This is a genomic window from Polyangium sp. 15x6, from assembly GCF_029960785.1.
Taxonomy (GTDB): domain Bacteria; phylum Myxococcota_A; class Polyangia; order Polyangiales; family Polyangiaceae; genus Polyangium.
In genome coordinates, this window is sequence record NZ_JASBQE010000016.1 from 89,055 (window position 1) to 114,940 (window position 25,886).

A 25,886-nucleotide genomic window follows, 5' to 3' on the forward strand; every position below is an offset into this window, starting at 1 on the left:
GGAAGCACGATGGTGCTGGTCCAGACCGGCGTGTAGCATCGTGGAAAACTGGGCGTGATGCAGCTTCGCCGCGTCATGCCCATTTCCTTGCAAGCCCGATCGTAGGGCCTTCGAACATGTCCGATCGACCGCACGCTCGACGAGAAAGGAAAAACTCTCGATGAACGATCGCTCTGGGATGCATCGGCCGATGAGGCCTCCACGCACCGCACGGCTCGCTTCCCGCGGGTTGTTTCTCTTCTCCGCCGCCGCCTTCGCCGTCGTGGCGACGCCGCCGCGCGCGCCCTCGCCCGCCGCCGCGGGGTCGCCGGCCCCGCTCCTCCCCGCCTTCCGCGGCAGCGAGGGCATATGGACCGCCGGAGGGGACCGTTATGCCGTGCGCGCCTCCACGGAGGCATTCGAGCTCGCACCCCTCGCCGACGGTAGGGCAAACACCCCCGCCGCGCGCCCGTCGCCGCTCCGCGTCGAAACGACGGACGTCACGCGCGGCAGCCGCTCGCTCGGCCATGCCGCGTCCGCCGCGAAGTCGGCCGTCGACGCGGGAGGCGAGCTGGTCATCGACCGGGGAGAGGTCGCGCAACACCTGAGGCCCATGCCGGAAGGCGTGGAGCTGAGTTACACGTTCCCCGCGCGCCCCGAGGGCGAGGGTGACGTCACCGTTCGCCTCCGGGTCTCCGGCCAGGCGTATGCAGGCGAAGGCACGGCGGGGCATCGATTCGCGGATCGCGCGACCGGGCTCGGCGCCCGGGTCGGGCATGCGACGTGGATCGACGCCCGCGGCGTCCGCGCCGACGTGCCCGTGCGCGCCGTGCCCGGGGGCCTCGAAATGCGCGTCGCCGCGAACCTCGTGGAGACGTCCGCCTACCCGGCCGTGCTCGATCCGCTCATTTCACCCGAGACGGGCACGGATACTCCCCTCTTCGGCCCGGCCGGCTTCGCCGAGAATTCGACCTCGGTGGCCTTCGACGGCACGCAGCACCTCGCCGTCTGGTACGACGGCCGCGGCGCGCCGGCGACGATTTACGGCGCGCGTGTCATGCCGGACGGGACCGTCCTCGATCCGTACGGGCTCGGCCTCGCGACGGGCAACGAGCCGCGCGTCGCGGTGGGTGGAGGCGTGTTCCTCGTCGCGTTCCGGAGCGGCGCCGAGCTCCAGGCCGTGCGCGTGGATCCGAGCGGCGCCGTGCTCGACCCGACCCCGATCACGATTGGCAGCGTCGGCTCCGCAGGCCAGGGATTCGGCGTCACCTACGCGGCGGGGCAGTTCGTCGCGGCCTGGTCGAGCACCGATGCCCCGGCGGGCCTCCGCCACGCGCGAATCACACCGGCAGGCGCCGTCCTCGATCCGGGCGGCATCGTCTCCGTCACGGGTCCGACCTGGAGTTTCAGCGGGCTCGGGCTCGCGGCCGCGGGCGCGGACACGCTGATGGTGTGGCATTCGAACGGCAATCTCCGTGGCGCGCGTATCGACGCCCAGGGGGTCGTGCTCGACCCGAGCGGCGTCGACCTCGCGCCCTCGGTTGCCGGCGTTCCGACGGGTGACGAGTTCATCAGCGCGCCGGCCGTGGTCTTCGATGGGACGAACCATCTCGTCGCGTGGGAGACGGCCTGGACCGAGAGGACATTTCATACGCTCCGCGTGTCGGCCGCGGCCGCGCCGCTCGGGGCGCCGAACACGCTCGCAATCACGGATCCCGTGAACGATGAGCTGATGGGCGTCGCGCTCGTCGAGACCAGCTCCGGGTTCCTCATGACGTCGAGCAGCCGATGGGAGGTGGAGCTCGTCGAAGCTGGCGGAACGCTGAGGCTCCTTCGGCTGGACGCGCAGGGAAGTTTTCTGGATCCGGCGCCGAGCATCCTCACGACGACGGGCAGGGACCTGGCCATCACCTCCGATGGGACGAACGCGTTTTTCGCCTGGTCCGCGTTCGCGTCGACCGATTATGGCGCGCCCGACTTCGCCGACATCGTGGGGGCGCGCTTTGCGATGGATGGAACGCAGATCGATGCGACGCCGGTCCTGATCTCGGCGAGCGCGAACAGCCAGACGGACGTATCGCTCGCCTGGAATGGGCAGAATTACGTCGTCGCCTGGGAAGACGATCGCGACTACGCGGCGCCGGGATCCATGGACATCGTGGCGACGCGTATCTCTCCCGCTGGGCAGGCGCTCGACACGTCGGGGCTGCCCATGGCCACAGGCCCGCTCCACCAGCGTGATCCACGCGTGATCTCCGACGGGCAGTCGACCCTCCTCGTCTGGTCTGCGTTCGACCGCCAGGCGGGGGCTGTGGAGGAGCAGAACTCGCTCCGAGCGGCGCGCGTGGACAGCCAGGGGATGCTGCTCGACAACCCGCCCATCGAGCTCGGGGAGTACCAGGTCGTCGCGGCGACGAAGGTCGCGGGCGATACGCTGCTCGTGCTTCAATATGCATTCGGCGGACTCTACAGCGCCCGGATCCCCTTCCGCATCGACGCGCAAGGGAGCGTCACCGAGCTCTCGGCGCTGCCCTGGGGCTTCAGCGGCGCGCTCGCCTCCGACGGCGCGAGCTCCTTGTACGTCTGGGGTGCGGACCCGAATGGCACCGGATCCGGCAATCCGACGATCCTGCGCGCCTCGCGCCTCGACGCGAACGCGACGATGCTCGATCCGAGCGGCCTCACGGTCGCGATTCCGAACGAGATGCTTTGTGGTTTCAACGTCGCGTTCGGCGGGGGCGTCTACCTGATCGCCTGGAGGGCCTTCGATCTCGGGACGAAGGTCACCCGCGAGCGCGCGGCGCGCGTCACGCCGGATGGAATGATCCTCGATTCCCAGGGGCTCTTGCTCGACGAGCACCCGGACCCGCTCGGCTACAACGGATGTCGCTTCAGTCATTGGGAGCAGCGTCCTTCGGTGGCGTTCGACGGGAGCGTGTTCGTCGTCGCGCGGTTCGCGCCCGGGGCTTCCGCGCGGCACGACATCCTCCGGGGCGTGACCGTCGCTCCGGACGGGACGGTCAGCGCGCCGTTCGACATCTCGACCGAGCCTGGCATCGTCAAGCCCGTCGAGCTCGCCTCGCGCGGCGACGGCGAGACACTCGCGGCATTCTCGCGGTTCGTGGAGGGCGCCCCCTACGATTCGGTTCGCGTGCGGCTTTCGCGTATCACGACCTGCGGCGATTGCCCGAGCGGCTTTTGCTCGGACGGCGTTTGCTGCGACACGGCATGCGGCGGCGGCGACACGACCGACTGCATGGCGTGCAGCGTGGCGGCCGGCGCGCCGGCCGATGGGGTCTGCGCCCCGCTCGACGGCACGACGTGCGGCGATGGGACGAACGTGTGCTCCGCGGGGACATGCATGGAGGCGGTCGAGCCGCAGGACGCTGGGACGGACGGCGGCGAGGAGCCCGACGCGGGAATGGACGGCGGCGAGGAGCCCGACGCCGGAACGGATGCCGGCGAGGTGCTCGACGCGGGCGCGGATAGTGGCAGCGAGGTGATCGACGGGGGAACCGGCTCCGACGCGGGTCCGGGCGGCGGGACCATCCCCCCTGGCGGCGGCGGCTGTAGCTACAGCGTAGAGGACGCAGAACGAGCGCCCTCTTCGTCGCTGCTTCTCCTGGGCGCGCTCGGGATTCTCTTGTCGGTCAAGCGGCGCGCAGGCGGCGCGCGGCGGTCTCACCCGACGGGCTGAGCCTACACGACGAGGCCCCGGGGAGGCGCGCGCCCCGGGGCCAGATCCAACCCACAAGCGAAAGCTGCGGCTCCGTCAGAGAACGAAGCCGCAGGCCTTCAATGCATCACAGTCGCCGGCGCAAACCGCGCTCACGAGGCATTGCACGTCGGCTTCCTTGTAGCATTTGATGGTGGTGCCCATCTCGCAGTTGATGTTGCACTGGCCTTCATCGGTCGAGGCCATACAGCTCACGGCGAGCTCGCAGGCGGTCCCGTCGGACGGGAACCCGCAGAGCGCGGCCGCGCCCGTATACGTGAGGCACCCCATGTCGTTGTATTCGACGCCCGCCGGGATGGCGCAGGCGCTGCCGCCGCCGCTCCCGCCGGCGGCCGACCCGCCGCCGGTCGACGACCCGCCGCCCTGACCACCGGTGCCGCCGCCGCCATCGCTGCCGCCGCCGGAACCGCCACTACCACCAGAACCGCCGGGGCCGGCGCCGCCGTCGCCGCCGGTCTTGTCATCGCCGCACGCGGCCAACGAGACCGCAGTCACCATGAAGAGCAAGAGGAAGGTACGCATTCCGTCCCCCTCGCACGAAATGCAGGCACGGACAAGACCCAAAACGACCGCATGAGCTGGAAACCACTGCGGAAACGTGCTCGTTGCGCGTCTCGGGATCGGAACGAGCGTGGTCAATTCCGTTACCACGCCCCGCACGACGAGCGCGTCGGCGGCGACGGGCGGGATGGCTGCCTTCGCGGCCGGACCGACGCGCCCGCATCCGGATCTTTCGGAGCAGACGGGCATTATCGGCGTCACCGGAGCGGCCGCGCGACGAGGTCCTCGGCCAGCTTTCGTAGCGCCGCCTCTCGCGGGTGCCCCTCCCGCCAGACGAGCCGGAACCAGTCGATCGGCAGCTTCATCCTCGGCAAGATCGACACGAGCCGGCCCCGTCGAAGATCCGCCGCCACGAAGTATTGCGGCAGCACGGCGACCCCCGCTCCTGCGAGGGCGCGGAGCCGCACGGCGCCTATCGTGCCGAGGTACTCCACGCGCCGAAATGCCCAGTCCTCGCCTCCCGGGCGGGTGTCCAGGAAGTAGCGGAAGAGCGGCAGGTCGCGGTGCACATCGAGCAGCGTGTGCGCGGCGCAATCCTCTCGACACGCGAGGGGGCGATGCGCGAGCAGCTGCCGTTGCCCCACGAAGACGTATCGCTCCTCGTGCAGGCGCGCGTACGAAAACCCAGCGTCCGAGAGCCGCGCGCTCGAGACGAAGGCGTCGATCACGTCGCGCTGCGCCTGTCGGACGAGGTCCGGCGTGTCTCCGAAATAAAGGTGGAGCCTGCGCTCGGGGCGCGCCGCGTCGAGCGCGTCGAGCGCGGGGACGAGCCAGCTCATGCCGAGCTCGAAGCGCGTGCCGATCGTGAGCTCGTAAGGCATCGGCGCGCCGTCTTCGCGGAGCACGACCTCGCCGCACCGCCGCGCCTGATCGAGGCAACGTTGCGCCTCGGGCACGAGGCGTTCGCCCGCTGCGGTGAGCGCGACGCGGCGGGTCGTGCGGTCGAACAGGGACGCCCCGAGCGTGTCCTCGAGGCGCTGGATGCGATCGCTGAACGCCGCGGGCGATAGCGCGACCGCGCGCGCCGCCACGCGGAAGCTCAGGTGGCGCGCCGCGGCCAGGAAGCAGCGGAGCGATTCGAGGTCGGGGAGGTTGGAGCCGGAGGTGTCGATCATCGTTCGGTCGTCCCGAACGATACAGTATCGAACATTCCGATTCACAGGACGTTCGAGGGGGCGCATCCTAGGAAGAACCAGCGGGGGATCCGTGCGGCGCACGGTCTTCCGCCCGGAAATCCAGTCTGCTTGACGTGAGGGATGCAATGAACATCGAAAAACTTTTCAATGTCCTGGTCCTGGGGGGCGCGGCGCTCGGTCTCCCTGCGTGCAGCCACGCGAGCGACGGTGGAAGCGGCAACGAAGGTGGCGCGGCGGGCACGAGCAGCCCGAACGGCGGGAATGGAGCGGGCGGAAGCGGCGGCGAAGGCGCGACGTCGGGGAGCGGCGGCGCAGGCGGCGAAGGCGCGACGTCGGGGAGCGGCGGCGCGGGCGGCGCAGGCGGCGCAGGGGGCGAGAGCGCGACGTCGGGGAGCGGTGGCGCGGGCGGCGCGAGCAGCCTCGAATGCTCGCTGCCCACCGCCGACCCCGGCGATCCTTGCGGTTGCCCGTGCTGCTGGGCCGACAATTGCCTCAATTCGGAGCCTTGCTGCGCCGGATTCTGCGCGGCGGGCAATGCCGGGGCAGGCTGCTGCGGTGGCTGACGTCGGCACCGCGACCGCGCGCGAAGCCGCGGCGCAGATCTGGCGGCACCGCGCGCGCGCCGAGCTCGAAGCGTCCGCGCGGTTCACGCGCCTCGCGGGCGAGCTCGCGGCGTGCGGCGCCGTGGCGCCCGTGATCACGATGGCCCGCGAGGCAGCCGAGGACGAGCGGCGCCACGCGGAACGATGCGCGGGGCTCGTGCGCGAGCTCGGGGGTGGCCCCTTCGAGCTCGGGCCGGTGCCCGCCGCGCGCGTGGTCACGCCCGGCGGGCTCGGGCCGCGTGAGCGGCTGCGCTACGAGGTCGTCGCGATGTCGTGCGTCACGGAGACGCTGAGCGCGGCGCTGCTCGGCGAGCTCGTCGCGCGCGCGACCGATCCGCTGGTGCGCGATACCATGCAGCACATCCTTCGCGACGAGGTCGACCACGCGCGGCTCGGGTGGGCGCACCTCGCGGCCGAGCACGAGCGCGGCGCCGTGGATATCGTGGGCCCCTCTCTCCCGGCGATGCTCGCCGGCACGGTATCCGAGGAGCTCTTCTCGTCCTGGGCCGAGCACCCGGCACAGGAGGCGCTCTCCGGCCTCGGCGCGCTGGATCGCGCCGAGCGGAAGCGGATCTTTCGCGACACCATGTCCCTCGTGGTTTTCCCGGGGCTGCGGCGCTTCGGCGTCGACACGGGGCGGGGGGAAACGTGGCTCTCGGAGAGGCTGCCGTAACTCCCGCTCCGCACCAGCGCGTCGCGACCTGCGCCGATGAGCGCGCTCGTTCGTGCGCGCTCGACCTCGAGCAGCGAACTACTCGTTTACATCGTCCACTGCTTCGCCGAGGGGCCAGCAGCTGATTGCATCGTACCTGATTCCGTTGCACCAAAAGTGTACGCCATAGAGGCATGCGTTCGCGTAATGATACGTGCCATTACAGCATCCCATGCATCCCGCGGCAGAGCAGTAGGTGTATCCGTCGATGCATGCGGCAGTTGCGGGGTCAGACGCGGTGGATGATGCAACATGGGCCGCGTTGCCGTTGCACCCGGGTGAAGAAGCGGCCTCATTCATCGGGACATTCTCTGCGGCGACATCGAGGACGCTACAAAGAGGATCGTCGCCACAAAGAAGATCCTTCGTTGCAGATGTCGCCGTCGGGGCGAAGGAATCCTCGTTCGATACGGTTTCGGATGAGCCGAGGCATCCCATGAAGAAAATGCTGATGAGAGTGACAGTGGCAAGGTATCTCATGGTTTGTTTCTTCCTGACTACCGTGGGTTACTCGAGGATGCTGCACAGAGGATTTTTCTTGCAGGCTTCACGTTCCTGCTCGTTGGGATGCTCTTCCGAGGGCTCGGGTTCATGCTCGGTCTCGGGAGCGCTTCCCGCTGTCGATGGAGGGGGCGAGGGTTGCGCAAGAGGTCGAGCAGGTTCTTTCGTCGTGGCCGTGATTTCTTTGATCGCAGGTGCCACCGTAGTCGCCGCGCCCGTACGCGATTCAGAATCACCACACGCCACGAAGGCGATTGTCGAAATGGCAGCAAGCGTGACGGCTTTTGCCGAGAAGCGCATTGGATACACCTCGTGGATGCTCCCCTTCATCGAAGACCCCCTTCGCGTTCTTGCTTGTCGATGAGATTGGAGTTCGTTTTTGCTCGACCAGCTCGTGAAGTACTGCTCCTAGCCGCTCCCGCTTCAGCCCGCGCCCCCTGCGTCCGCGTTTCCGGGCGGCGCGGGCCTCGAGGTTGACTGTGATCTTCTTCACGATGTCACGCTTCGCGGCACGCGGAATCTGGTCCAGCTTGGATATGGATCCCCGTCTTCCTCTCGGTTGTCGTGAGGTGACGTTACCCGCAGGCTCCGCAAGGATCAATACAATATCGTTAGATGTGGACGGTCGGAAACGTGCCGGCGGGTCCTCTGCTGGGGAGGAGAACGGGAGGAACGTGACGACGAGCGCGCCCCTGGTGGGGCCCGGGGGCAACGCCCCAGCGTGGCGGCGAAACCCATGGGGCTCGTGAGCTCGTGGTAGGGTTCGGGCATGAAGGACCGCTCGAGCGATGATCCCGGCGCGCAGATCCTCGTATCGGCCTGTCTTGCGGGCCGCGCGTGCGCGTATGACGGCAATCACCGCGCGCGCGACCGCGTCCTCGAGTTGCTTCGCGAGGGGCGGGCCGTGCTCGTGTGTCCGGAGGCTGAAGGGGGCCTTGGAATTCCTCGGCCTCCTGCCGAGACCGTGGGAGGCGATGGGAACGATGTCTTGAGCGGGAGAGCCCGCGTCCTCACGGACGCGGGGGACGATGTCACCCCTCAGTACCTGGCGGGGGCTCGTATTGCGGTGGAGCGCGCGCGCGCCGCAGGGTGCCGCCTCGCCATTCTGAAGGCTCGATCGCCGTCGTGTGGATGCGGCGCCGTCTTCGATGGAACGTTCTCGCGTACCCTTCGCGAAGGGGACGGGGTCACCGCAGCTGCATTGCTGCGTGAGGGGATCGAGGTCATCACCGACGAGGATCTTTGAGCGCCGCCGCTCCCGCTCCCGGTACTGGGGCAGCCGCTCGTGAGCGGCCCATGCATCCGCCGCTTCGAGCGGCTCACTCCTCGGTCGCGGAAGGGCCTTTCCGGCGGGTGAGGCGATGTCCCGCGAGGGCGGGATCGTTTTCGGGAAGGCCGGGGCGATGTTCCACGAGGGCGGGGTGGCGTTCCACGAGGGCGGGATGGCGTTCCACGAGGGCGGGATGGCGTTCCGCAAGGGCGGGATGGCGTTCCGCAAGGGCGGGCTGGTGTTCCGCAAGGGCGGGCTGGTGTTCCCTAACGGCGGGGCGATGTTCCACGAGGGCGGGCTGGTGTTCCCTAACGGCGGGGTGGCGTTCCACGAGGGCGGGCTGGTGTTCCCTAACGGCGGGACGGCGTTGCCGATCGAAAGGTCAGCGCGGCGGTCTTGCTTGGCAGGGTCTACGTGTTCGATGAACTGCGCATCGCGCAGTTCATCGACCCTGGGTCCAGCGCTTGCGCTGGTCCGGGTCCAGGGGCGGATAGCCCCTGGTGGGGCCTGGGGCAACGCCCCAGCGCGGCGACGCCAGGGAGGGGGGGAGCGTCGTGGTTAGAGCGCGGCTTCGATCGCTTGCACGACTTCGGGCGACTCGGGCGTTACTCGCGGGGAGAAGCGCGCGCGGACGGCGCCGTCGCGACCGACGAGGAACTTCTCGAAGTTCCAGGAGATGTCTGCGCCTCCGCCCGCTTTGCTGCCGATGAGCCACTGGTAGAGTGGGCTGCGCTCTGCGCCGTTCACGTCTTGCTTGGCGAGGAGGGGAAAGTCGACGCCGTAGGTCGTGGAGCAGAACTGAGCGATCTCCGTGGCCGACCCGGGCTCCTGCCCGAGGAACTGGTTGCAAGGTGCGCCTACCACGAGGAAGCCGCGATCGTGGTAACGCTCCTGCAGCTTCACCAGGCCCTCGTACTGCGGGGTGAGGCCGCAGCGGCTGGCGACGTTGACGAAGAGCACGACCTTGCCCGACAGCTCTTCGAGGGGGAGCGGCGCTCCGTCGAGCCTTTGGAGCGAGAGCTCCTGCAGGGAGGTCGGCCCGCCTTCGGGGGCCTTGCCGTATACGGCGCGGTTCACGACGCCTACCAGTTTGTTGAGCATGGGGATCGCCATACCCGAGGACGGGCCGCGACGCCAGCCCGGATTGCCCTTGCGTGGGGGCTCCACGCTGTACGGCGTCTGCGCCATTGCCGACGCCGACCGAGAAGCGGCCGCTCGAAATGAGCTAGGGCCAGGGAAGAGCGGCGGCTCCTCGGACGATCGTGGTCATGTGAATGCCGCCGCTACAGGCAGCAAATGTTGATCGTGTAAAGGCACCCGGTCATCCCTTCGTAGGTTTCGGCGGTCCCCCCGCTCTCCCAACAAACATTGGGCTCCGAAGAGTCCTCGAGCTCGGTGAACGGAGGACAGTCCACGGTGGATGGGTCCTCGTCTGGCACCCAGGTCGAGCCAGGCTTCAGGGAGTCCTGGGCAAGTTGAGGGCCGAGGTAAGTCTTTCCCAAACAATTGATGGTGCCCCCGCCGGCTCCGCCGTCGCCGCCGATGCCGCCCCCGCCAGCACCGCCGAAGCCGCCGACGCCGCACCCGCCGCCGCCGCCGACGCCGCCGACGCCGCACCCGCCAACACCGGCTCCACCCGCGCCGCCGACGCCACCGGCTCCGCCCATGCCGCGGCGGGCGTCGGCTTCGGATGAGCCATCTGTGCCACCCTCTCCCCCGAGGACCCCGGAGGCGCAGCCAAGAACGAATACGAGCGAAACAAGTGCAAGTCGCATGTAGTTCCCTCTGAACCCCAGCCCTGCACCAGCCCACGCTGGCACAACCTGGACGTCCGATTCCATGGTGGTGCAGGATGTGGGCCACCGCTCACCCGCCTGCGCTGGCATTGCCACGCCCGCGAGCCCGAGAGCGAAGAGCCCTGATGGCGCGTTTGGCAGGAAGTCGCCTCGCGAGCCCGTGGATCCCGAAACGAATCCCGGGGTACCCTGGTCCAGAGTGCCACCATGCGCCATCACCTGACCCGCCTCCTCGCGCCGTCCCTCTTCTCCCTGCTCCTCGTCGGCTGCGGTGAATACGAGCCCGCGCCCCCCGCGCTCGGATCTGCTCGCGCGGCCCTCGAAACCGTCATCGGCCCCGAGATGGGCCTCGGTGAGCCCCTCCCCGGCTTCGCGGCCGAAGTGCAAGTGCGCCCCGCGGTGGCCTTCGGCGACGGCGTGTACTTCGCGGTCTGGCAGGACCACCGCAATGGCCGCGAGCGCATCTTCGGCTCGCGCGTGATGCCCGACGGCACCCTCGTCGATCCCTACGGCCTCCACCTCGCCGACGGCCGCTCACCCTCGCTCGCCCATGACGGAACGAACTTCCTCCTCGCCTACGAGGGCAGCACCGTGGAGATTGACGGCACCTCCCCTTCGAGCGTGCGCCTGATGCGCGTCGACGCGGCCGGCACGGCCCTCGATCCCGGCGGGATCCTCGTGGCGGAGGATGAACATGTCCGGGCGAAGATCGCCTCCAATGGCAATGGCTCCCTCGTCGTCTGGGACAAGACCTGCCCGTTCTCGAACTGCGAGGTCCGCGCCGCGCGTGTCGCCGCCGATGGCACCGTGCTCGATCCCGGCGGTTTTCTCGTGGCGCCCGCCGAGGACGCACCCGACTATGCGCGACCCGCCGTGGCCACGGACGGCACGGATTGGCTCGTGGTCTGGAAGGACGGCGAGATTCGCGGGCGCCGTTATTCCGCGTCCGGCGCCCCGCTCGATCCCTCGCACCTCGTCCTCGTCGCCGACCCGCAGGCCAGCAATGCCGTGCTCGTCCACGACGGCGCCGCGTACGTGCTCGGCTGGGCCCATTCCAGCGGCGTGTACGCCGCGCGGATCTCGTCCTCGGGCGTGATGCTCGATCCGAGCCCGATCCAGGTATCGAGCTTCGAGACGTATCCCTCGGGCCTCGTCGGCGCCCACGACGGCGTGAATACGATCTTCGCGTGGGCCGATTACAGCCCGGGCGACTCCACCACGCTGCACGCTGTGCGCCTCTCCCCGGCCGGGATCCCGCTTGCTTCTCCGCCGGGCGCGTCGCTCGCCCCGGACGTCGAGGGGTTCGCCGTGGCCAGCACGGGCGTGGGATCCCTCGTCCTCTGGACGCAGCAGAGCCACAGCATCAACGACGTCAACAGCGGCGACATCATCGGTACGCGCCTCGACCCCTCGGGCGCCGCGCTCGACGAGCCGCGCATCGTGGTCTCGCAGAGCGCCAATCAGCAATTTCAGCCCTCGGTGGCGTTCGATGGCACGAACCACGTGGTCGTGTGGACCGACGATCGCTCCTTCGAGCAGGGCATGAAGTGGTACGACATCCACGCCGCGCGATTGTCTCCGGACGGGACCCTGCTCGATCCGCAGAGCATCCCCGTGTTCGCCGGCGACAACGTCCAGATGCAGCCCCGCGCGTTCTTCGACGGGAAGAACACCCTCGTCGTGTGGGGCTCCGACTTGGCGTATCCTCCGTACGGCTATCCGCTCGCGGCGCGCGCGGCGCGCTTGAGCGCGGCAGGCGTGGTGCTCGATTCCACGCCGATCGAGCTCCCGGAATACAACGACGCGGCCTCGGACGGCGCGGGCCTGATGTTCGTGGGCGCGAGCGCGGGCAATCTCCACGCGTTCCGCGTGGGCCAGGACGGCGTCGTCTCCCCGATGATCGACCTGTCCGCGGCCCCGGCCGAATGGGCCGGCGGCACCCCTGCCCTCTCGTTCGATGGGACGAACTTCCTCGTGACCTGGTCCTCCAGCACGGGCATTCGCGCCGGCCGCCTGACCCCCGCGGGAGAGCCGCTCGATCCGGGCGGTTTTCCGGTGGCGCCCACCGACCCCGCCCTGCCGACGATTGGGCCCGACGTGGTGTTCACGGGAACGCACCACGTCGTCGTTTGGCAGGAGCTGGTTGCAGAGCGGCGGGTGAATCTGCGCGCCGCGCGCGTGACCTCCGACGGAATGGTCCTCGACCCCGAGGGGCTCTCGATCGGCGAGGATCTCCCGCGCGGCAGTTGCGACGACGCCGTGCTGTACCACGGCTACGTTCAGGGCACGTGCCCCGCCCTCGTCGCGGTGGGTCCGCGCGCGCTCGTCGCGTTCCGCGTCCTGACGGCGCCCACGGACCCGGCCGCGGTCGACCTCGTGGCGAGGACGATCGAGGCCGACGGGACGGTGACGCCGATCGTCCCGCTCTCGGCCGAGCCCACCTGGGTCGAGGGGGCGCCCGTGATGGCGGCGGAAAACGCGGACAAGGCCCTCGTGGCGTATGCGCGGTTCGTCCCGGGAGAGCCGTTCGGCGCGCAGCGCGTGTTCGGGCGATTCGTGGAGATGGACGGCGGAGGCGGAGGCGGAGGCGCAGGCGCGGGCGGAAGCGCAGGCGCGGGCGCGGGCGGAGGCGGAGGCGCAGGCGCGGGCGGAAGCGCAGGCGGAAGCGGCGGCGACAGCGGCAGTGAAAGCGGATGCGCCTGCCACCTCGCCGCCTCGTCCTCGTCCCCCGAAGCCCTCGTCCTGCTCGTCCTCGGCTCTCTCCTCGCATCGTGCCGTCGCCGTCACCCTCGGTCTGCCCTCGACAGACCCTGAGGTTTTTCACGACACGCGTCCGGTTGCCTGCTCGTGCCATCCGTGCTTACTCACGCACATGCACCAGCGGCTCCTGCCTTTTGCGGTGGCCTTCGTGCTCGCCGGCTGCGGAAATCCGACGGCGGACGGGCCGAAAGGCCCCACGGCCCTTCGCAAGGTCGCGCCGAACGAGCTCCGCGCGCCTTCCGACTTCGCGAGCATCGAGGACACCCGCGAGCGATCCCGCGCCCTCTTTCTCGAAGCGAGCCGCGTGTTCACGCACCCCCGCTGCGTGAACTGCCATCCGAACGGCGACATCCCCCACCAGGGGATGAACATGCAGCTCCATGACCCGCCGTCCGTCCGTGGGCCCGACAACCACGGCGTCGTCGGGATGGAATGCACGAGCTGCCACCAGGACAAAAACCAGGAGCTCAGCCGCGTCCCCGGCGCGCCCCACTGGGCGCTCGCGCCGATCGAGATGGCGTGGGTCGGCAAGTCGCCGCGCCAGATCTGCGAGCAGATCAAGGATCCCAAGCGGAACGGCGGCAAGGCCCTCGCCGCGATCGTCGAGCACAATGCCCACGACGCGCTCGTCGGCTGGGGATGGCATCCGGGGGCCGATCGCGAGCCGGTCCCGGGGACGCAGGAGCAGTTTGGCGCGATCGTCGCGGCCTGGGCGGAGTCCGGGGCCGAGTGCCCCGCGGAGGGGGCGAGACCATGAGCGTGCGTATCCGCGTGAACGGCGTTGAAAAGACGCTCGATGTCGACCCCGAAATGCCCCTGCTCTGGGCGCTCCGCGACGTGCTCGGTTTGACCGGCACGAAGTACGGCTGCGGTCAGGCGCTCTGCGGCGCGTGCACCGTGCACCTCGACGGGCAGGTCGTGCGCGCGTGCGTGACCCCGGTGCGCCGCGCCGACGGCCACGCCGTGACGACGATCGAAGGCCTCGCGCCGGAGGGAAGTCATCCGCTCCAGCGCGCGTGGGTCGAGCTCGGCGTCCCGCAATGTGGGTTTTGCCAGGCCGGGCAGATCATGACGGCGGCCGCGTTGCTCAAGGCCAAGCCAAAACCCTCGGACGACGAGATCGATCAGTCGATGGCCGGGAACCTGTGCCGATGCGGCGCCTATCCGCGGATCCGCGCGGCGATCCGCAAGGCCGCCGGGATGCCGGAGGGCGAACGATGAGCCAGGGCGTCGTGCGCGTGACCCGGCGATCGTTCCTCGTCGGATTGAACCTCTCCCTGGCGGGGCTCGCGATTGGCCTCCCTGCCCTCGCCGACGAGCCGAGCGGCCGCGCCGGGCCGAGCCCCAGGGCGGCGGCGCCCGAGGACGGCCCGGGGCTGCATCCGAACCCGTTCGTCCACGTCGCGCCGGACGGGACGGTGACGATCGTCTGTCACCGCTCCGAAATGGGCCAGGGCGTGCGCAGCTCGATTCCGGTGCTCATCGCCGACGAGCTCGGCGCGGACATGGCGCGCGTCGTGATTCGCCAGGCCGACGGCGACAAGAAGTACGGGGATCAGAACACCGACGGATCGAGCAGCATCCGGAAGTTTTACGATGACCTCCGGTACGTCGGCGCCACCGCGCGCACGATGCTCGTCGCGGCCGCGGCGGCGAAATGGAAGGTGAAGCCCGAGACGTGCGAGGCGCGGGGGAACATGGTCCACCACGCGCCGACGAAACGCTCGCTCGGCTTCGGCGAGCTCGCGGAAGCGGCGGGCAAATTGCCCGTGCCCAAGCGCGAGGACGTAAAACTCCGGCCGAAGAGTGAGCTCACGCGGGTGAACAGCCCGGTCTTGCCGCTCCTCGACGGGCCGGCCGTCGTGACGGGTCAGGCGGTGTTCGGGGCCGATCTGAAGCTGCCGGACATGCTGATCGCGGTGATCGCGCGGCCCCCGGTGGTCGGCGGGAAGGTCGCCCGGTACGACGCGTCGCGCGCCATGAAGATCCCGGGCGTCAAGCGGGTGGTCGAGATGCCCGCGGCGACGCGGCCTTATGGATTCCAGCCGTGGGGCGGCATCGCCGTGCTCGCGGAGAACTCCTGGGCCGCGATGCGCGGGCGCGCGGCGCTCGACATTACGTGGGATCCCGGTGAAAACGCGGTGTACGATTCCGCGACGTACCGGGAAAAACTCCTCGCTTCGGTGCGCGAGGCGGGGACGCCGTACCGCAACGTCGGGGACGTCGATGCCGCGCTCGCCAAGGCGGCGCGGGTCGTCGAGGCGGAGTACGTGGTCCCGCACCTCGCGCACATGCCGATGGAGCCGCCGGTGGCCCTCGCGCGGGTCGCGGGCGGGCGCTGCGAGGTCTGGGCGCCGACGCAGCACCCGCAAGCGGCGCGGACGCAGGTGGCGAAGATACTCGGCCTCGGCGAGGACGCGGTCGCGGTGCACGTGACGCTGCTCGGCGGCGGGTTCGGGCGAAAATCGAAGGCGGATTTCGCCGCGGAAGCGGCGTTCCTCGCGCGCGAGGCGGGCGTGCCGGTGCGCGTGCAATGGACACGCGAGGACGACATCCACCACGACTATTACAACGCGGTGAACGCGCAGCGGCTCCGCGCGGGCCTCGATGCGAACGGCAAGGTGATCGCCTGGCACCATCGGACCGCGTTCCCGCCGATCGCCTCCACGTTCGGCGACGTCGACAAACCGGCCATCACGGATCTCCAGCAAGGCGTGCTCGATGTCGCGCTCGACGTGCCGAACGTCCGCGCCGAGGGCTGCAAGGCGCAGGCGCACGTGCGGATCGGCTGGTATCGGTCCGTGTACAACATCTTCCACGCGTTCGGGATCGGCTCGATGATCGACGAAATCGCGCACGCGCGCGGGGCCGATCCGCGGGACGTGTGGCTCGAGATCATCGGCCCGCCGCGGACCATGAGCCTTCAGGACCTCGGCGTCGAGAAGCTCGTGAATTACGGGGAAAAACTCGAAAAACACCCGGTCGACGCGGGCCGGCTGCGGCGCGTGATCGAGCGGGTCACGGCGTCCTCGAACTGGAGCGGGCGAAAGAAAGACGGCCGCGGCTACGGGCTCGCCGCGCATCGGAGCTTCGTCACGTACACGGCCGTCGTGCTGGCCGTCGTGCCCGACGAGCGGAACAAGGTCCGCGTCGACGAGGCCTGGATCTGCATGGATGCCGGCTCGGTGGTCAACCAGGACCGCGCCCGCGCGCAGATGGAGGGCTCGGTGGTCATGGGGATCAGCAATGCGTTCTTCGGCGGGATCACCATGAAGGGCGGCAGGGCGGAGCAATCGAACTTCCGGGACGCGCGGATCGCGCGGATCGGTGAGGTCCCGCGAAAGATCCACGTGGACCTCGTGCCGAGCGACGGGCCTCCGTGCGGCGTGGGCGAGCCGGGCGTGCCGCCGGTGGGCCCGGCGCTGGCGAATGCGGTGTTCGCCTTGACGGGCAAACGCATCCGCGAGGTGCCGATCGTGCGGGGGCTCTTCGCGTAGGCGCGTTACTCGACGGCGCCGAGGAGGTTGCCCGAAGGGTCGACCTCCTCGATGAGCTTTCGCACGTCGCGCTCCGAGGGCGCGATGGCGAGGGGATACCCTCCCCCAGGCATGCTCAGGGACACCATGTTGAAATGGGAGGTCGAGACCGAGACGACCTGCTTGTTTCGAATGCGGGACTCGGCCTCCGCCCAGGAGATCTCTTCGATGTCGTCCCGGTAGAGGAACCTGAGCTCCTCGCGGGGGAACTGCGCCATGAGCTTGGCCAGGTCGCCGAGCCTGGGCGCGGTGGTGTAGTGTTTCTGGCCCTCCCTCTTGACCACGTACACGCGGCGGGTCCGGGTCCCGAGCACGCGGTCGACCGCCTGACTCTGGATGAGCGTGACCACCTCGGACCAGGGAATCTCGGTGTAATTGGGCGGGAGCCACGGAGGCGGTGAACGAAGGGGCGCCGCGGCCGCCCCGATGCCCGCGGAAGCGCGTTTCGGCTCCTCCGGCCCCAGGTCCTTGCACCCGAGCAGCAAGAGGAGCCCGCTCGCCGCGACGAGCATGCGCCGAGGCGAGGGCGCGAGGTCCAGGAACGCCATGCCTCAGCTTGCCAGGCCTGTCGCCCCGGTGGCAAGCGCCCGGGATGCCGAGGGGCGCGATCCGGGCTAGGAAATCCGCATGGCGCACGTCCTCGTGATCGATGTCGGCAGCTCGTCGGTGCGCGCCGCCATTTGTGACGGGAGCGCGCGTATCCACCGCGAAACGGCCGAGCCATATGCCTTCACGGTAGCCGCGGACGGCACCGCGGAGGTGGATGCGCGGAAGCTGCGCGCGTCCGTCGAAGGGTGCGTCGACCGGATCGTGACGGACGCGCCGCCGATCGAGGCGGTCGCGATGGCGACGTTCGTGGGGAATTTGCTCGGCGTGGATGCCCAAAACCAGCCCGTGACGCCCGTGTTCACGTATGCCGACACCCGCCCGGCCGCGGATGTCGAGGCATTGCGGACCGAGGTCGACGCGGCACATCTGGTTCAGGCGACGGGCTGCCCGCTGCATACGGCATATCACCCCGCGCGCCTGCGCTGGTATGCTCGGAGCGGGCGGATCATGCCTGCGACGTGGCTCGATTTCGGCACGTATCTCCATCGCGCCTGGTTCGGCCGGGAGGTCCCGTGCAGCTCTTCGGTCGCCTCGTGGAGTGGCCTGCTCGACCGCACATCCGGGAGCTTTTCGACCGAATGGCTGCGCATTCTCGGGCTCGCGCCGGAAAAGCTCCCACCCGTGGCCGGCTCTCGGCATGTCGAGATGGGCCTCGCGCCCGCTCATGCGCAGCGCTGGCCCGCGCTCCGCGACGCGCCGTTTCTCCCGGCCATCGGGGACGGCGCGGCGGCGCACGTCGGCAGCGGCGCGATTTCGCCTCGAAGCACGTCGCTGACCGTCGGGACGACGGCGGCCTTGCGGCAGATGCGCGTCGCGGAGAGGCCGCCGTGCCCCGTGCCGAAGGGGCTCTGGGCCTATCGCATCGACGAGACACGCGAGCTCATCGGAGGCGCCACGAGCGAAGGGGGCAATGCCCACGCCTGGGCGCGCGCGCATCTGAAGCTCGACGACGAGCCGCTCGTGTTCGGCGCGCCCTTCGCGCACGGGCTCACCGTTTTGCCCATGTTCGCGGGAGAACGCAGCCCCGGCTATCGGCCGGATGCCACGGCCACCTTGCATGGCTTGCGGCTCTCCACGACCCCACGTGACATCGTGCAGGCCTTGTACGAATCGATCGCTTTGCGGCTCGCGCAGATCCACGACGCGCTTGGCGGCAGCGACGCACTGTACGCTGGAGGCGGCGCGCTCTCCGCCTCCCCCGCCTGGGCCCAGATGTTCGCGGACGCGATGCAGACGCCCGTGCATTTCATGGGCGACGAGGCCACGATGCGCGGCGCGGCCATGCTGGCGCTGGAAGCGCGGGGCCTGGGATCCCTCGCATCACTCGCCCCATCCGCGTCCCGGATCTTCGAGCCGCGGCGGGAGGTCGCCGAGATCTATCGGGCCGCGAAGGAGCGGCAGATCGAGCTTTATCGAAGGCTTTATTCGTGAGCCGGGCGCACGGGGCCACCGCTTCGGGGCAGCCCCCTGCCCTCTTTCAGCGAATCACCAGCGGAGCTCGGCGGGGAGATACTTCGCGATGAGGTCCTGGTAATAGGGCCTGAGCTTCGCCACGTCCGGCGGCGCGTCGGCCTTCGAGTAGAGATCGTACGGGTTGAACCGCCGCACCCACTCCATCATCTGCCGATCCTGCTCGTTCATCAGGTGCCCATAGGCGCCCTCGCGGTGGGCCGCGTAAAACGAGTGATACCGGATCATGTACTGGGCCTCGATCGGCAGGTAATCCTTCACCACGTGGTAAAGGTATTCGTCGTGCCCCCACGACATGTGGACCTTCGAGAGCCCCGCGCCCTCCTCGTAAACCCCGCACGGCGTCTGGTAGAGCGGGTCTTGCCGATCCGGGTTCTTCGCGAAGAGCTCGGGGAAGACGATCCGGTCCGAGAACGCGCAGCCCACGGGGAACGTGTCGCCCACGACGGCCCATTGCGGCTCGCCCCAAAGGCAAAGCGCCTTGCCGGCGTCGTGAATGAGCGCCGTCAGGATGAACCACGGAGGCTGATCGTCGCGCCGCGCCGCCTCCGCGGACTGGAGCGCGTGCGCGATCTGCGACTGCTCCGTGTCCGGATCGCTGTCGTCGACCAGCCGATCGAGCAGCTCGAGCACCTCCCACATGTCTGCCCGGCGCCGATCCAGGCTCAGGTATTGCCGCTTCTTGTCCTCGACGAACGAGAGCGTCTGGTTCTCGTGGTTCAGCCGGTAAAGCTCCTTGACGCTGGGCCTCGCCTCGGCGCGGTAATCGCGAAACTCCGAGGTTTCCTTCTTCCCTGTCGTGGCGGCTGCTCGTTTCCCGTCATGGATCTGCCCAAGGTGCTCGGTCACGCTCATTGTCCAGGGCAATAGCGCGGCGGTCCGGGCGGCGCTAGGATTCTCGAAAGGTCGCGGCGCAGGGGGCTCCGCGAGGAAATGGGGAACATGAAAAGAGAGCTCTCCGCCCGCCGCCCTGCGTTGTGGATGCTCCTCGGCTGCCTCGTCGCCCTCGTCGCCGTCGCGTGCGGCAGGGGCGAGCACGCGAGCGCGACCACGCGCGATTCGAGCGTCGAGGCGCGTGTCGCGGTCGTCACCCACGGCCAGGCCTCCGATCCATTCTGGTCCGTGGTGAAGAACGGAATCGACCAGGCGGCGAAGGACATGGGCGTCAAGGTCACGTACCAGGCGCCCCAGACCTTCGACATGGTCGCGATGAGCCGCCTCATCGACGCCGAGGTCGCCCGCAAGCCGAGCGGCCTCATCGTCTCCGTGCCGGATCCCAGCGCCCTCGCGCGTTCACTCCTGGCCGCCCGAGACGCCGGAATCCCCGTCATCAGCATCAACGCCGGCGGCGCAGAGGCGCGCAAGATGGGCGCGCTCTTGCATATCGGCCAGAGCGAATACGACGCCGGGAAAGCAGGCGGCGAGCGCATGGCGAAGGAGGGCGTACGCCACGCGATCTGCGTGAATCACGAGGTCGGCAACATCTCCCAGGACGAGCGTTGCCGCGGCTTCCTCGACGCGCTCGAAAAGGCGGGGGGCAAGGGCCGCGTGCTCGCGGTGAACGCCACGAGCCCCACCGACACGCAGCAAAAAATCATGGCCGCGTTGACGCCCGACGTGGATGGCATTTTCACGCTGGGCCCGCCGGGCGTGCACCCGGCCCTCGCCGGCCTCCGGCAAGCGAACCGGCTCGGCGCGGTCAAGGTCGCGACCTTCGATCTTTCGCCCGATGTCCTCGCGGCGGTCCGCGACGGGCAGATCTCGTTCGCCATCGATCAGCAGCAATATTTGCAAGGCTATCTCTCCGTCGTCCTGCTCGCGCAATACACGCGGCACGGCCTGCTCCCCGCGGCGGAGGCCATCCCCACGGGGCCCTCGTTCGTCACGAAGGAGAACGCGGCGTCCGTGATCGACGCGAGCAAGAAAGGCATTCGTTAGTCGTGTCCGCGCGCAATTGGCTCGTCCGCCCCGAGCTCGGCGTCGTTGCCGCGGTGGTGGCCGCATGGCTCTTTTTTGCCGTCACCGCGGGTGACTCCGGGTTTTTGACCCTCTCCGGCACGGCGAGTTACCTCGCGATCGCCGCCGAGCTCGGCATCCTGGCCGCGCCCGTCGCGCTGCTCATGATCGCGGGCGAGTTCGATCTCTCCATTGGCTCGACCATGGCCGCGAGCGGAATGACCATCGCGCTTTGCACGACCGAGCTCGGCTGGCCGTTATGGGCCGGGATCGCGGCGGCCGCTGCGCTCGCGGTCTGCGTGGGCCTCGTCAATGGCCTCATCGTGACTCGCACGCGCCTGCCTTCGTTCATCGTCACCCTCGGCACGCTCTTCATCCTGGCCGGCGGCACGATTGGCACGACCCGCCTCATCACCGGACGAACCCAGGTGGGCGGACTCGAGGACGCGGGCGGATTCGGCACGGCGCAGAAGCTCTTCGCCGGGCAGATCGGGCCTTTTTCGATCACCCTGCTCTGGTGGTTGGGCCTCACCGCGCTCGCCACGTGGGTCCTCGTGCGCACGCGCCCGGGAAACTGGATCTTTGCGGTTGGCGGAGCCCCGGACGCCGCGCGCCGGCTGGGGATTCCGGTCGACCGCGTCAAGATCCTTCTTTTCATGACCACCGCGCTCGCCGCGTGCCTGGTCGCCACGTTTCAGACCGTGCAATTCCGCGGCACCGACGTTTTGCGTGGCACGGGCAAGGAGCTCGAAGCCATTCTCGCCGCGGTCCTCGGCGGCACGCTGCTCACGGGCGGCCGCGGCTCCGTCGTGGGCGCGGCCTGCGGCGCATTGCTCTTCGGCATGGTGCAGCAGGGCATCGTGTTTTCGGGCGTGGACTCGGACTGGTACAAGGTCTTTCTCGGCGCGGTCCTGATCCTGGCGGTGCTCCTGAACAGCTCCGTCCAGATGCGCGCGGCGGAGGCGCGGCGATGAGCCACGAGACGAATGGCAAGGCACCGATCCTCGAAGCGGATCACATCACCAAGCGGTTCGGCCGCATCACCGCGCTCGAGGATGTCTCGATGCGCGTGTATGCGAGCGAGATCCTGTGCGTCCTCGGGGACAATGGCGCCGGCAAATCGACGCTCATCAAGACGCTTTCGGGCGTCCATCCGCCGGACGAGGGGCGCCTGCTCGTGGACGGCGAGCCCGTGCGATTCTCCTCGCCGCGGGACGCCCTCGCCCGCGGCATTGCCACCGTCTACCAGGACCTCGCGATGGTCCCGATGCTCTCGGTCGTGCGCAATTTCTTCCTCGGCGCCGAGCCCACGCGGGGCGTGGGGCCGCTCAGGCGGCTCGATTTGCGCGAGGGCGAGGAGGTGGTGCGCGCCGAGCTGAAACGAATGGGGGTCGAGCTGCGCGACATGTCGGTGCCCGTCTCGGCGCTCTCGGGCGGACAACGCCAGGCGCTCGCGATTGCGCGGGCGATCCATTTCGGCGCGCGGGTGCTCGTGCTCGACGAGCCGACGTCCGCGCTCGGCGTGAAGCAGGCGGGCATCGTCCTCCGGTACGTGATGGAGGCGCGAACGCGGGGGTGCGGCGTCATTCTCATCACGCACAACCCGCACCACGCGCACATGGTCGGGGATCGATTCACCATTCTGAGCCGGGGCCGCTGCGAGGGGACGTTCACCAAGGCGGAGATCTCGCGGGACGAGCTGGTGCGGCGCATGGCGGGCGGCGAAGAGCTCGAGCAGCTCCAGCACGAGCTCCGCGCCTCATGACCGATAAAGCACCTCGCCCGCGTTCCGCACGAGCAGGATCCCCTCGTCTTCCCGCCCCTCCCACGCCGCCGGCTCGATCCCTCGGGGATCGGCGAAGCCCAGGTTGATCCGACGGCAGCGCTCTTCCGGGATGCCCGTTGCGAGCGTCACCTGGATGCGCGGCCGTTCTCCCTGCTCTGCGTCGTAGCTGCCCGCGCCTTTCACGTGGGTGCTGTGCGCGAGGATGGAGAGGGGGACCGTGCGGAAATGGTCCCATTGCGCGAGGAAATAATCCCGCACGTGGTAGCCCACCCGATCGATGAGCGCGCCGTGGGTGAACGAGACCTCGGCCAGGTGCGGCGCGTAAATGATCACCTCGCCGCCGTCCTCGATCACGGGCTCCGTCTTGTACATCGCCTTGGCCGCGGTCCAGAGGTCCTCGTATTTCGTCGAGGGGAGCGAGAGTACGCGCTCGTAGCGCCGCTTCGTGTGGACGATGTTGAGAGCATTCGAGAGATCGGCCGCCGCGCTCCACGCCTCCGCGTGCGGGCCGACGTAAAGCCCGTGGAGATCCGCTCCGCGGAGCACGAGGGCCGCGCAGTGCACGGGCACCGGCACGAATTCGGCCGCGCGGTGGATCACCCGCCGGACCATCGTATCCTTGACGCCGATCGTCGACATGCTCGTCGAGAGCGCCCCGAGCCAGTGGGTCGTGTCGATGATCTCGCGCCCCGCGATGCCCGGGAACAGATACTTGGCGCCCCCGGAAAAACCCACCACCTCGTGCGGGAACACCGGGCCGCAGATCAGGATCCGATCGTAGTCGAAGATCCTGCGATTGATCCTCACCTCGGTCGCGACGGCGAGCAGCCCGCCGGTCAGGCGCGCCATCTCGTCCTCGCCGATCACGCCGATGGTCGCCAGCGCTCCCGGATCGCTCCACGCGTGATTGAAGATCGAGGTCCGCCCATCGCCGCGCCCCGGCGCGTCTTTCCCGACGAGCTTTTCGATGGCGGATTCATCCATCGGCGGATGTGTGCCGAGCGCTATCAAATAATCGAGGCGCGAGACACGTCCGGCGAGGAGCGTATGGAGGAGCCGAAACACGAGCGGGATCGGCGCCGTGCGGGTCGCGTCGGGGATGATGACGAGGAGCCGTTTGCCCGTGAGCGGGAGCGTGGCGAGCGCCTCGTCGAGGATCCGGTGGACGGCCTCGTCCGGGAGGGTTTGCCCGGGAGAACCCTGGCCGATCAGCATTTCATACCCCACTCTGGGCGGAGAACCCGCCGTCCACCGGCAAGACCACCCCCGTCACGAAGGTCGACGCCGGGCTCACCAGGAAAAGCAGCGCGCCGGCGAGATCCTCCGGCGCGCCCATCCGCGCCATGGGCGTGTGCGAGACGATCACCCTGCCCCGCTCGGTGAGCGTGCTCGTCGCGGGATCGGTGAGCAAAAATCGATTTTGTTCGGTGAGGAAAAACCCTGGCGCGAGCGCGTTGACGCGGATGTGGGGGCCGTAGGTCTGGGCCATGTGCACCGCGAGCCAGCGGGTCAGGTTGACGACGGCGGCCTTCGCCGCGCCATACGCGGCCACGCGCGTGAGCGGGCGATCGGCGCTCATGGACGTGATGTTCACGATGCTTCCCCGGCCCCGCGCGGCCATGCCGCGTCCGAAGACCTGGCAGGGCCGGAGCGTTCCTTGCACGTTCAGATCGAAGACCGCGCCGAACCCCGCCGGATCCAGCTCGAACAGGCTCCGATCCGGCCCGATCGTGGCCTTCGGGTGATTGCCACCGGCCCCGTTCACGAGAATGGTCACCGGGCCGAGCGTGGCCTCGATGTGCCGCGCCGCCGCTTCGAGCGCCTCGTGATCGAGCACGTCGCACGGCGCGGCGAGCGCCTCGCCCCCTTCCGCGCGGATCGAATTCACCAGGGCCTCGCACGGCTCGCGCCGCCGCCCCATCACGGCCACGAACGCGCCCGCCGCGGCGAGCGTGCGGCAAAACGTGGATCCGAGCACGCCGCTGCCTCCCGTGACGACCGCCACTTCACCGCGAATGTCGAACAACGTCGCTGGATTCATGTGGACCGCTCCCCCGCGCCGAGCCGATAAGCGCGCTCGGCCAGGCCCACCGCGCATTCCGAGGCGAGCTCCGCCGCCTCCTCCGCGTCGAGCCTGCCCGTCACCACGAGCCCCGCGAGCCAGTTGCAGCTCACCCGGCGCCAGACGTCGTGCCGCGCCGGGATCGAGCAAAACGCCCGTGTATCGTCGGTGAAACCCGCGGTGTTGTAGAGTCCGGCCGTCTCCGTGACCTGGTCGAGAAATCGGACCATCCCATTCGGGCTATCGAAGAACCACCAGGGCGGCCCCAGCAAGACGGCCGGATAATACCCGGCGAGCGGAGCGAGCTCGCGCCCGTAGGTGCTCTCGTCGAGCGTGAAGAGCAGGAGCTGGAAGCGTGGATCGTCGCCGTAGGCTTCGAGCAGCGGCCGCAGGTTTCTCGTCCATTCGGTGGCGACGGGGATGTCGGCGCCGCGATCGGGCCCGAAGCGCGCGAGCAGCGCCCCGTGGTGGTTGCGCAGGCTGCCGGCGTGGAGCTGCATCACGAGGCCATCCTCGACGCTCATGCGCGCCATTTCCATGAGCATGTGGGCGGAGAACCGCGCGGCGTCGTTCGCGCTCGCCTCGCCGCGGAGCGCGCTCGAAAAGATTCGCTCGGCTTCCGCGGCGCCGAGCCGCTCGGCGTGCGGGGTGACGGCGCCGTGGTCGGTGGCCGTGGCGCCGAGCGCCTTGAACGTGGCGCGGCGTTCTTCGAGGGCTCGGATGTAATCGGCGTAGGTCGTGATATCGAGGCCGGCGGCCGCGCCGAGCCGCTCGATGTGGCCACGGAAGCCGGGCGTGCCCGGGTGCACGACCGCGTCGGGCCGGAAGGTCGGGCGAACGTCGAGCCGGCCCTCGGAGCGGAGGCGGCGGTGATGTTCGAGCGAATCCGCGGCGCCGTCCGTGGTGCACAGAATGCGGATCTCGAACCTCTCGTAAAGCGCGCGCGGGGAAAACTCCGGCCGTTCGAGGCGATCGGCGAGGTGATCGTACATGCGTTGGGCGTTTTTCCCGTCGAGCCGCTCGGTCACGCCGAATACGGAAATGAGGACGTCGGACAGCCAGAGGCCGCTCGGCGTGGTCCTGAAAATGTGAAAATGGTCGGCGAAGCGTTGCCAGACGCGGCGGTGATCACGCTCGTGAGGGCTCCCGTCGCGCGTGGGGATGCCGAGGTCTTCCATGGGCACGCCGCGGCTGTGGAGCAGGCGGCAGACGTAATGGTCGGGAAGGACGAACAGGTCGGCGGGCGAGCCGAAGCGGGCCGCGGGATCCGCGAGCAGCGCAGGATCCACGTGGCCGTGCGGGCTCACGATGGGCAGATCTCGCACCAGGGCGTAAAGCTCCCGGGCGGCCGCTCGCTGCGAGGGTTCCGCGGAAAAGAGGCGGTCGGGGTCGAGCGTCCATCGGGGCGGCATCC

Annotated in this window: 22 protein-coding genes; 13 read left to right on the plus strand and 9 right to left on the minus strand. The window is 69.2% G+C overall.

Features of this window, described 5'->3' with window-relative positions; all coding sequences use genetic code 11:
- Positions 1-160 precede the first annotated feature (160 nt).
- Positions 161-3,676 (plus strand): hypothetical protein, encoded by a 3,516-nt coding sequence (locus QHF83_RS14425; protein WP_282418395.1) that lies wholly within the window; start codon positions 161-163, stop codon positions 3,674-3,676.
- 75 nt (positions 3,677-3,751) lie between these two features.
- On the opposite strand, the gene QHF83_RS14430 is transcribed toward QHF83_RS14425, so the two are convergent.
- Positions 3,752-4,237: a hypothetical protein gene (locus tag QHF83_RS14430; RefSeq protein ID WP_282418396.1), complete on the minus strand. Its 486-nt coding sequence runs from the start codon at positions 4,235-4,237 to the stop codon at positions 3,752-3,754.
- Between the two features lie 236 nt (positions 4,238-4,473).
- Positions 4,474-5,391, minus strand: coding sequence for a LysR family transcriptional regulator (locus tag QHF83_RS14435; protein WP_282418397.1), 918 nt, complete (start codon positions 5,389-5,391; stop codon positions 4,474-4,476).
- 146 nt (positions 5,392-5,537) lie between these two features.
- Between QHF83_RS14435 and QHF83_RS14440 the strand changes: the two genes are divergently transcribed.
- Positions 5,538-5,975: a hypothetical protein gene (locus QHF83_RS14440; protein WP_282418398.1), complete on the plus strand. Its 438-nt coding sequence runs from the start codon at positions 5,538-5,540 to the stop codon at positions 5,973-5,975.
- Positions 5,968-6,687 carry a ferritin-like domain-containing protein gene (locus QHF83_RS14445; protein ID WP_282418399.1) on the plus strand — a complete coding sequence of 240 codons (720 nt, stop codon included), beginning with the start codon at positions 5,968-5,970 and terminating at the stop codon, positions 6,685-6,687. Before QHF83_RS14440 ends, QHF83_RS14445 begins: the two co-directional genes overlap by 8 nt.
- A 546-nt stretch (positions 6,688-7,233) precedes the next feature.
- Here QHF83_RS14445 and QHF83_RS14450 read toward each other — a convergent pair.
- Complete coding sequence (locus QHF83_RS14450; protein ID WP_282418400.1) at positions 7,234-7,557, minus strand: hypothetical protein; 324 nt, start codon at positions 7,555-7,557, stop codon at positions 7,234-7,236.
- Positions 7,558-7,996: 439 nt separating this feature from the next.
- On the opposite strand from QHF83_RS14450, the gene QHF83_RS14455 reads away from it, so the two are divergent.
- Positions 7,997-8,473 (plus strand): DUF523 domain-containing protein, encoded by a 477-nt coding sequence (locus QHF83_RS14455; RefSeq protein WP_282418401.1) that lies wholly within the window; start codon positions 7,997-7,999, stop codon positions 8,471-8,473.
- 582 nt (positions 8,474-9,055) lie between these two features.
- Here QHF83_RS14455 and QHF83_RS14460 read toward each other — a convergent pair.
- The gene (locus QHF83_RS14460) at positions 9,056-9,598 is read right to left on the minus strand and encodes a glutathione peroxidase (RefSeq protein WP_282418402.1); all 543 of its coding nucleotides are present in this window, start codon (positions 9,596-9,598) and stop codon (positions 9,056-9,058) included.
- Positions 9,599-9,972: 374 nt separating this feature from the next.
- Between QHF83_RS14460 and QHF83_RS14465 the strand changes: the two genes are divergently transcribed.
- The 5 genes from QHF83_RS14465 to QHF83_RS14485 all read left to right on the plus strand — a co-directional run bounded on the left by QHF83_RS14465 (position 9,973) and on the right by QHF83_RS14485 (position 16,550).
- Positions 9,973-10,191, plus strand: coding sequence for a hypothetical protein (locus QHF83_RS14465; RefSeq protein WP_282418403.1), 219 nt, complete (start codon positions 9,973-9,975; stop codon positions 10,189-10,191).
- Positions 10,192-10,500: 309 nt separating this feature from the next.
- Entirely contained in the window at positions 10,501-13,107 is a 2,607-nt protein-coding gene (locus tag QHF83_RS14470; RefSeq protein ID WP_282418404.1) for a hypothetical protein, read from the plus strand.
- 58 nt (positions 13,108-13,165) lie between these two features.
- Positions 13,166-13,810, plus strand: coding sequence for an Isoquinoline 1-oxidoreductase subunit (locus QHF83_RS14475; RefSeq protein ID WP_282418405.1), 645 nt, complete (start codon positions 13,166-13,168; stop codon positions 13,808-13,810).
- Complete coding sequence (locus QHF83_RS14480) at positions 13,807-14,274, plus strand: (2Fe-2S)-binding protein (RefSeq protein WP_282418406.1); 468 nt, start codon at positions 13,807-13,809, stop codon at positions 14,272-14,274. Before QHF83_RS14475 ends, QHF83_RS14480 begins: the two co-directional genes overlap by 4 nt.
- Positions 14,271-16,550: a molybdopterin cofactor-binding domain-containing protein gene (locus QHF83_RS14485; protein WP_282418407.1), complete on the plus strand. Its 2,280-nt coding sequence runs from the start codon at positions 14,271-14,273 to the stop codon at positions 16,548-16,550. The genes QHF83_RS14480 and QHF83_RS14485 overlap by 4 nt, the downstream gene beginning before the upstream one ends.
- A gap of 5 nt (positions 16,551-16,555) precedes the next feature.
- Here the strand turns inward: QHF83_RS14485 and QHF83_RS14490 are convergent, their stop codons facing one another.
- On the minus strand, positions 16,556-17,137 hold the full coding sequence (locus QHF83_RS14490) for a hypothetical protein (protein WP_282418408.1): 582 nt from the start codon (positions 17,135-17,137) through the stop codon (positions 16,556-16,558).
- Between the two features lie 79 nt (positions 17,138-17,216).
- On the opposite strand from QHF83_RS14490, the gene QHF83_RS14495 reads away from it, so the two are divergent.
- Positions 17,217-18,629: an FGGY family carbohydrate kinase gene (locus QHF83_RS14495; protein WP_282418409.1), complete on the plus strand. Its 1,413-nt coding sequence runs from the start codon at positions 17,217-17,219 to the stop codon at positions 18,627-18,629.
- A 54-nt stretch (positions 18,630-18,683) separates the two neighbouring features.
- Here the strand turns inward: QHF83_RS14495 and QHF83_RS14500 are convergent, their stop codons facing one another.
- Positions 18,684-19,517 carry an inositol oxygenase family protein gene (locus QHF83_RS14500; RefSeq protein WP_282418410.1) on the minus strand — a complete coding sequence of 278 codons (834 nt, stop codon included), beginning with the start codon at positions 19,515-19,517 and terminating at the stop codon, positions 18,684-18,686.
- 132 nt (positions 19,518-19,649) lie between these two features.
- On the opposite strand from QHF83_RS14500, the gene QHF83_RS14505 reads away from it, so the two are divergent.
- From QHF83_RS14505 to QHF83_RS14515, 3 genes are read left to right on the plus strand one after another with little or no spacing between them, the layout of a single operon-like run.
- Positions 19,650-20,606, plus strand: coding sequence for a sugar ABC transporter substrate-binding protein (locus QHF83_RS14505; RefSeq protein ID WP_348980446.1), 957 nt, complete (start codon positions 19,650-19,652; stop codon positions 20,604-20,606).
- Between the two features lie 2 nt (positions 20,607-20,608).
- The gene (locus QHF83_RS14510) at positions 20,609-21,598 is read left to right on the plus strand and encodes an ABC transporter permease (protein ID WP_282418412.1); all 990 of its coding nucleotides are present in this window, start codon (positions 20,609-20,611) and stop codon (positions 21,596-21,598) included.
- Complete coding sequence (locus QHF83_RS14515; RefSeq protein ID WP_282418413.1) at positions 21,595-22,389, plus strand: ATP-binding cassette domain-containing protein; 795 nt, start codon at positions 21,595-21,597, stop codon at positions 22,387-22,389. The genes QHF83_RS14510 and QHF83_RS14515 overlap by 4 nt, the downstream gene beginning before the upstream one ends.
- Here QHF83_RS14515 and QHF83_RS14520 read toward each other — a convergent pair.
- Genes QHF83_RS14520 through uxaC form a run of 3 tightly spaced genes read right to left on the minus strand, consistent with a single transcriptional unit; the run spans position 22,384 to position 25,884 of the window.
- The gene (locus QHF83_RS14520) at positions 22,384-23,625 is read right to left on the minus strand and encodes a lactate racemase domain-containing protein (protein WP_282418414.1); all 1,242 of its coding nucleotides are present in this window, start codon (positions 23,623-23,625) and stop codon (positions 22,384-22,386) included. The two genes, QHF83_RS14515 and QHF83_RS14520, sit on opposite strands and share 6 nt — an antisense overlap.
- 1 nt (position 23,626) lies before the next feature.
- A complete protein-coding gene (locus tag QHF83_RS14525; RefSeq protein WP_282418415.1) occupies positions 23,627-24,451 on the minus strand; it encodes an SDR family oxidoreductase in 825 nt (274 codons plus the stop codon).
- A complete protein-coding gene (uxaC, locus tag QHF83_RS14530; protein WP_282418416.1) occupies positions 24,448-25,884 on the minus strand; it encodes a glucuronate isomerase in 1,437 nt (478 codons plus the stop codon). Before uxaC ends, QHF83_RS14525 begins: the two co-directional genes overlap by 4 nt.
- Between the last annotated feature and the right edge of the window lie 2 nt (positions 25,885-25,886).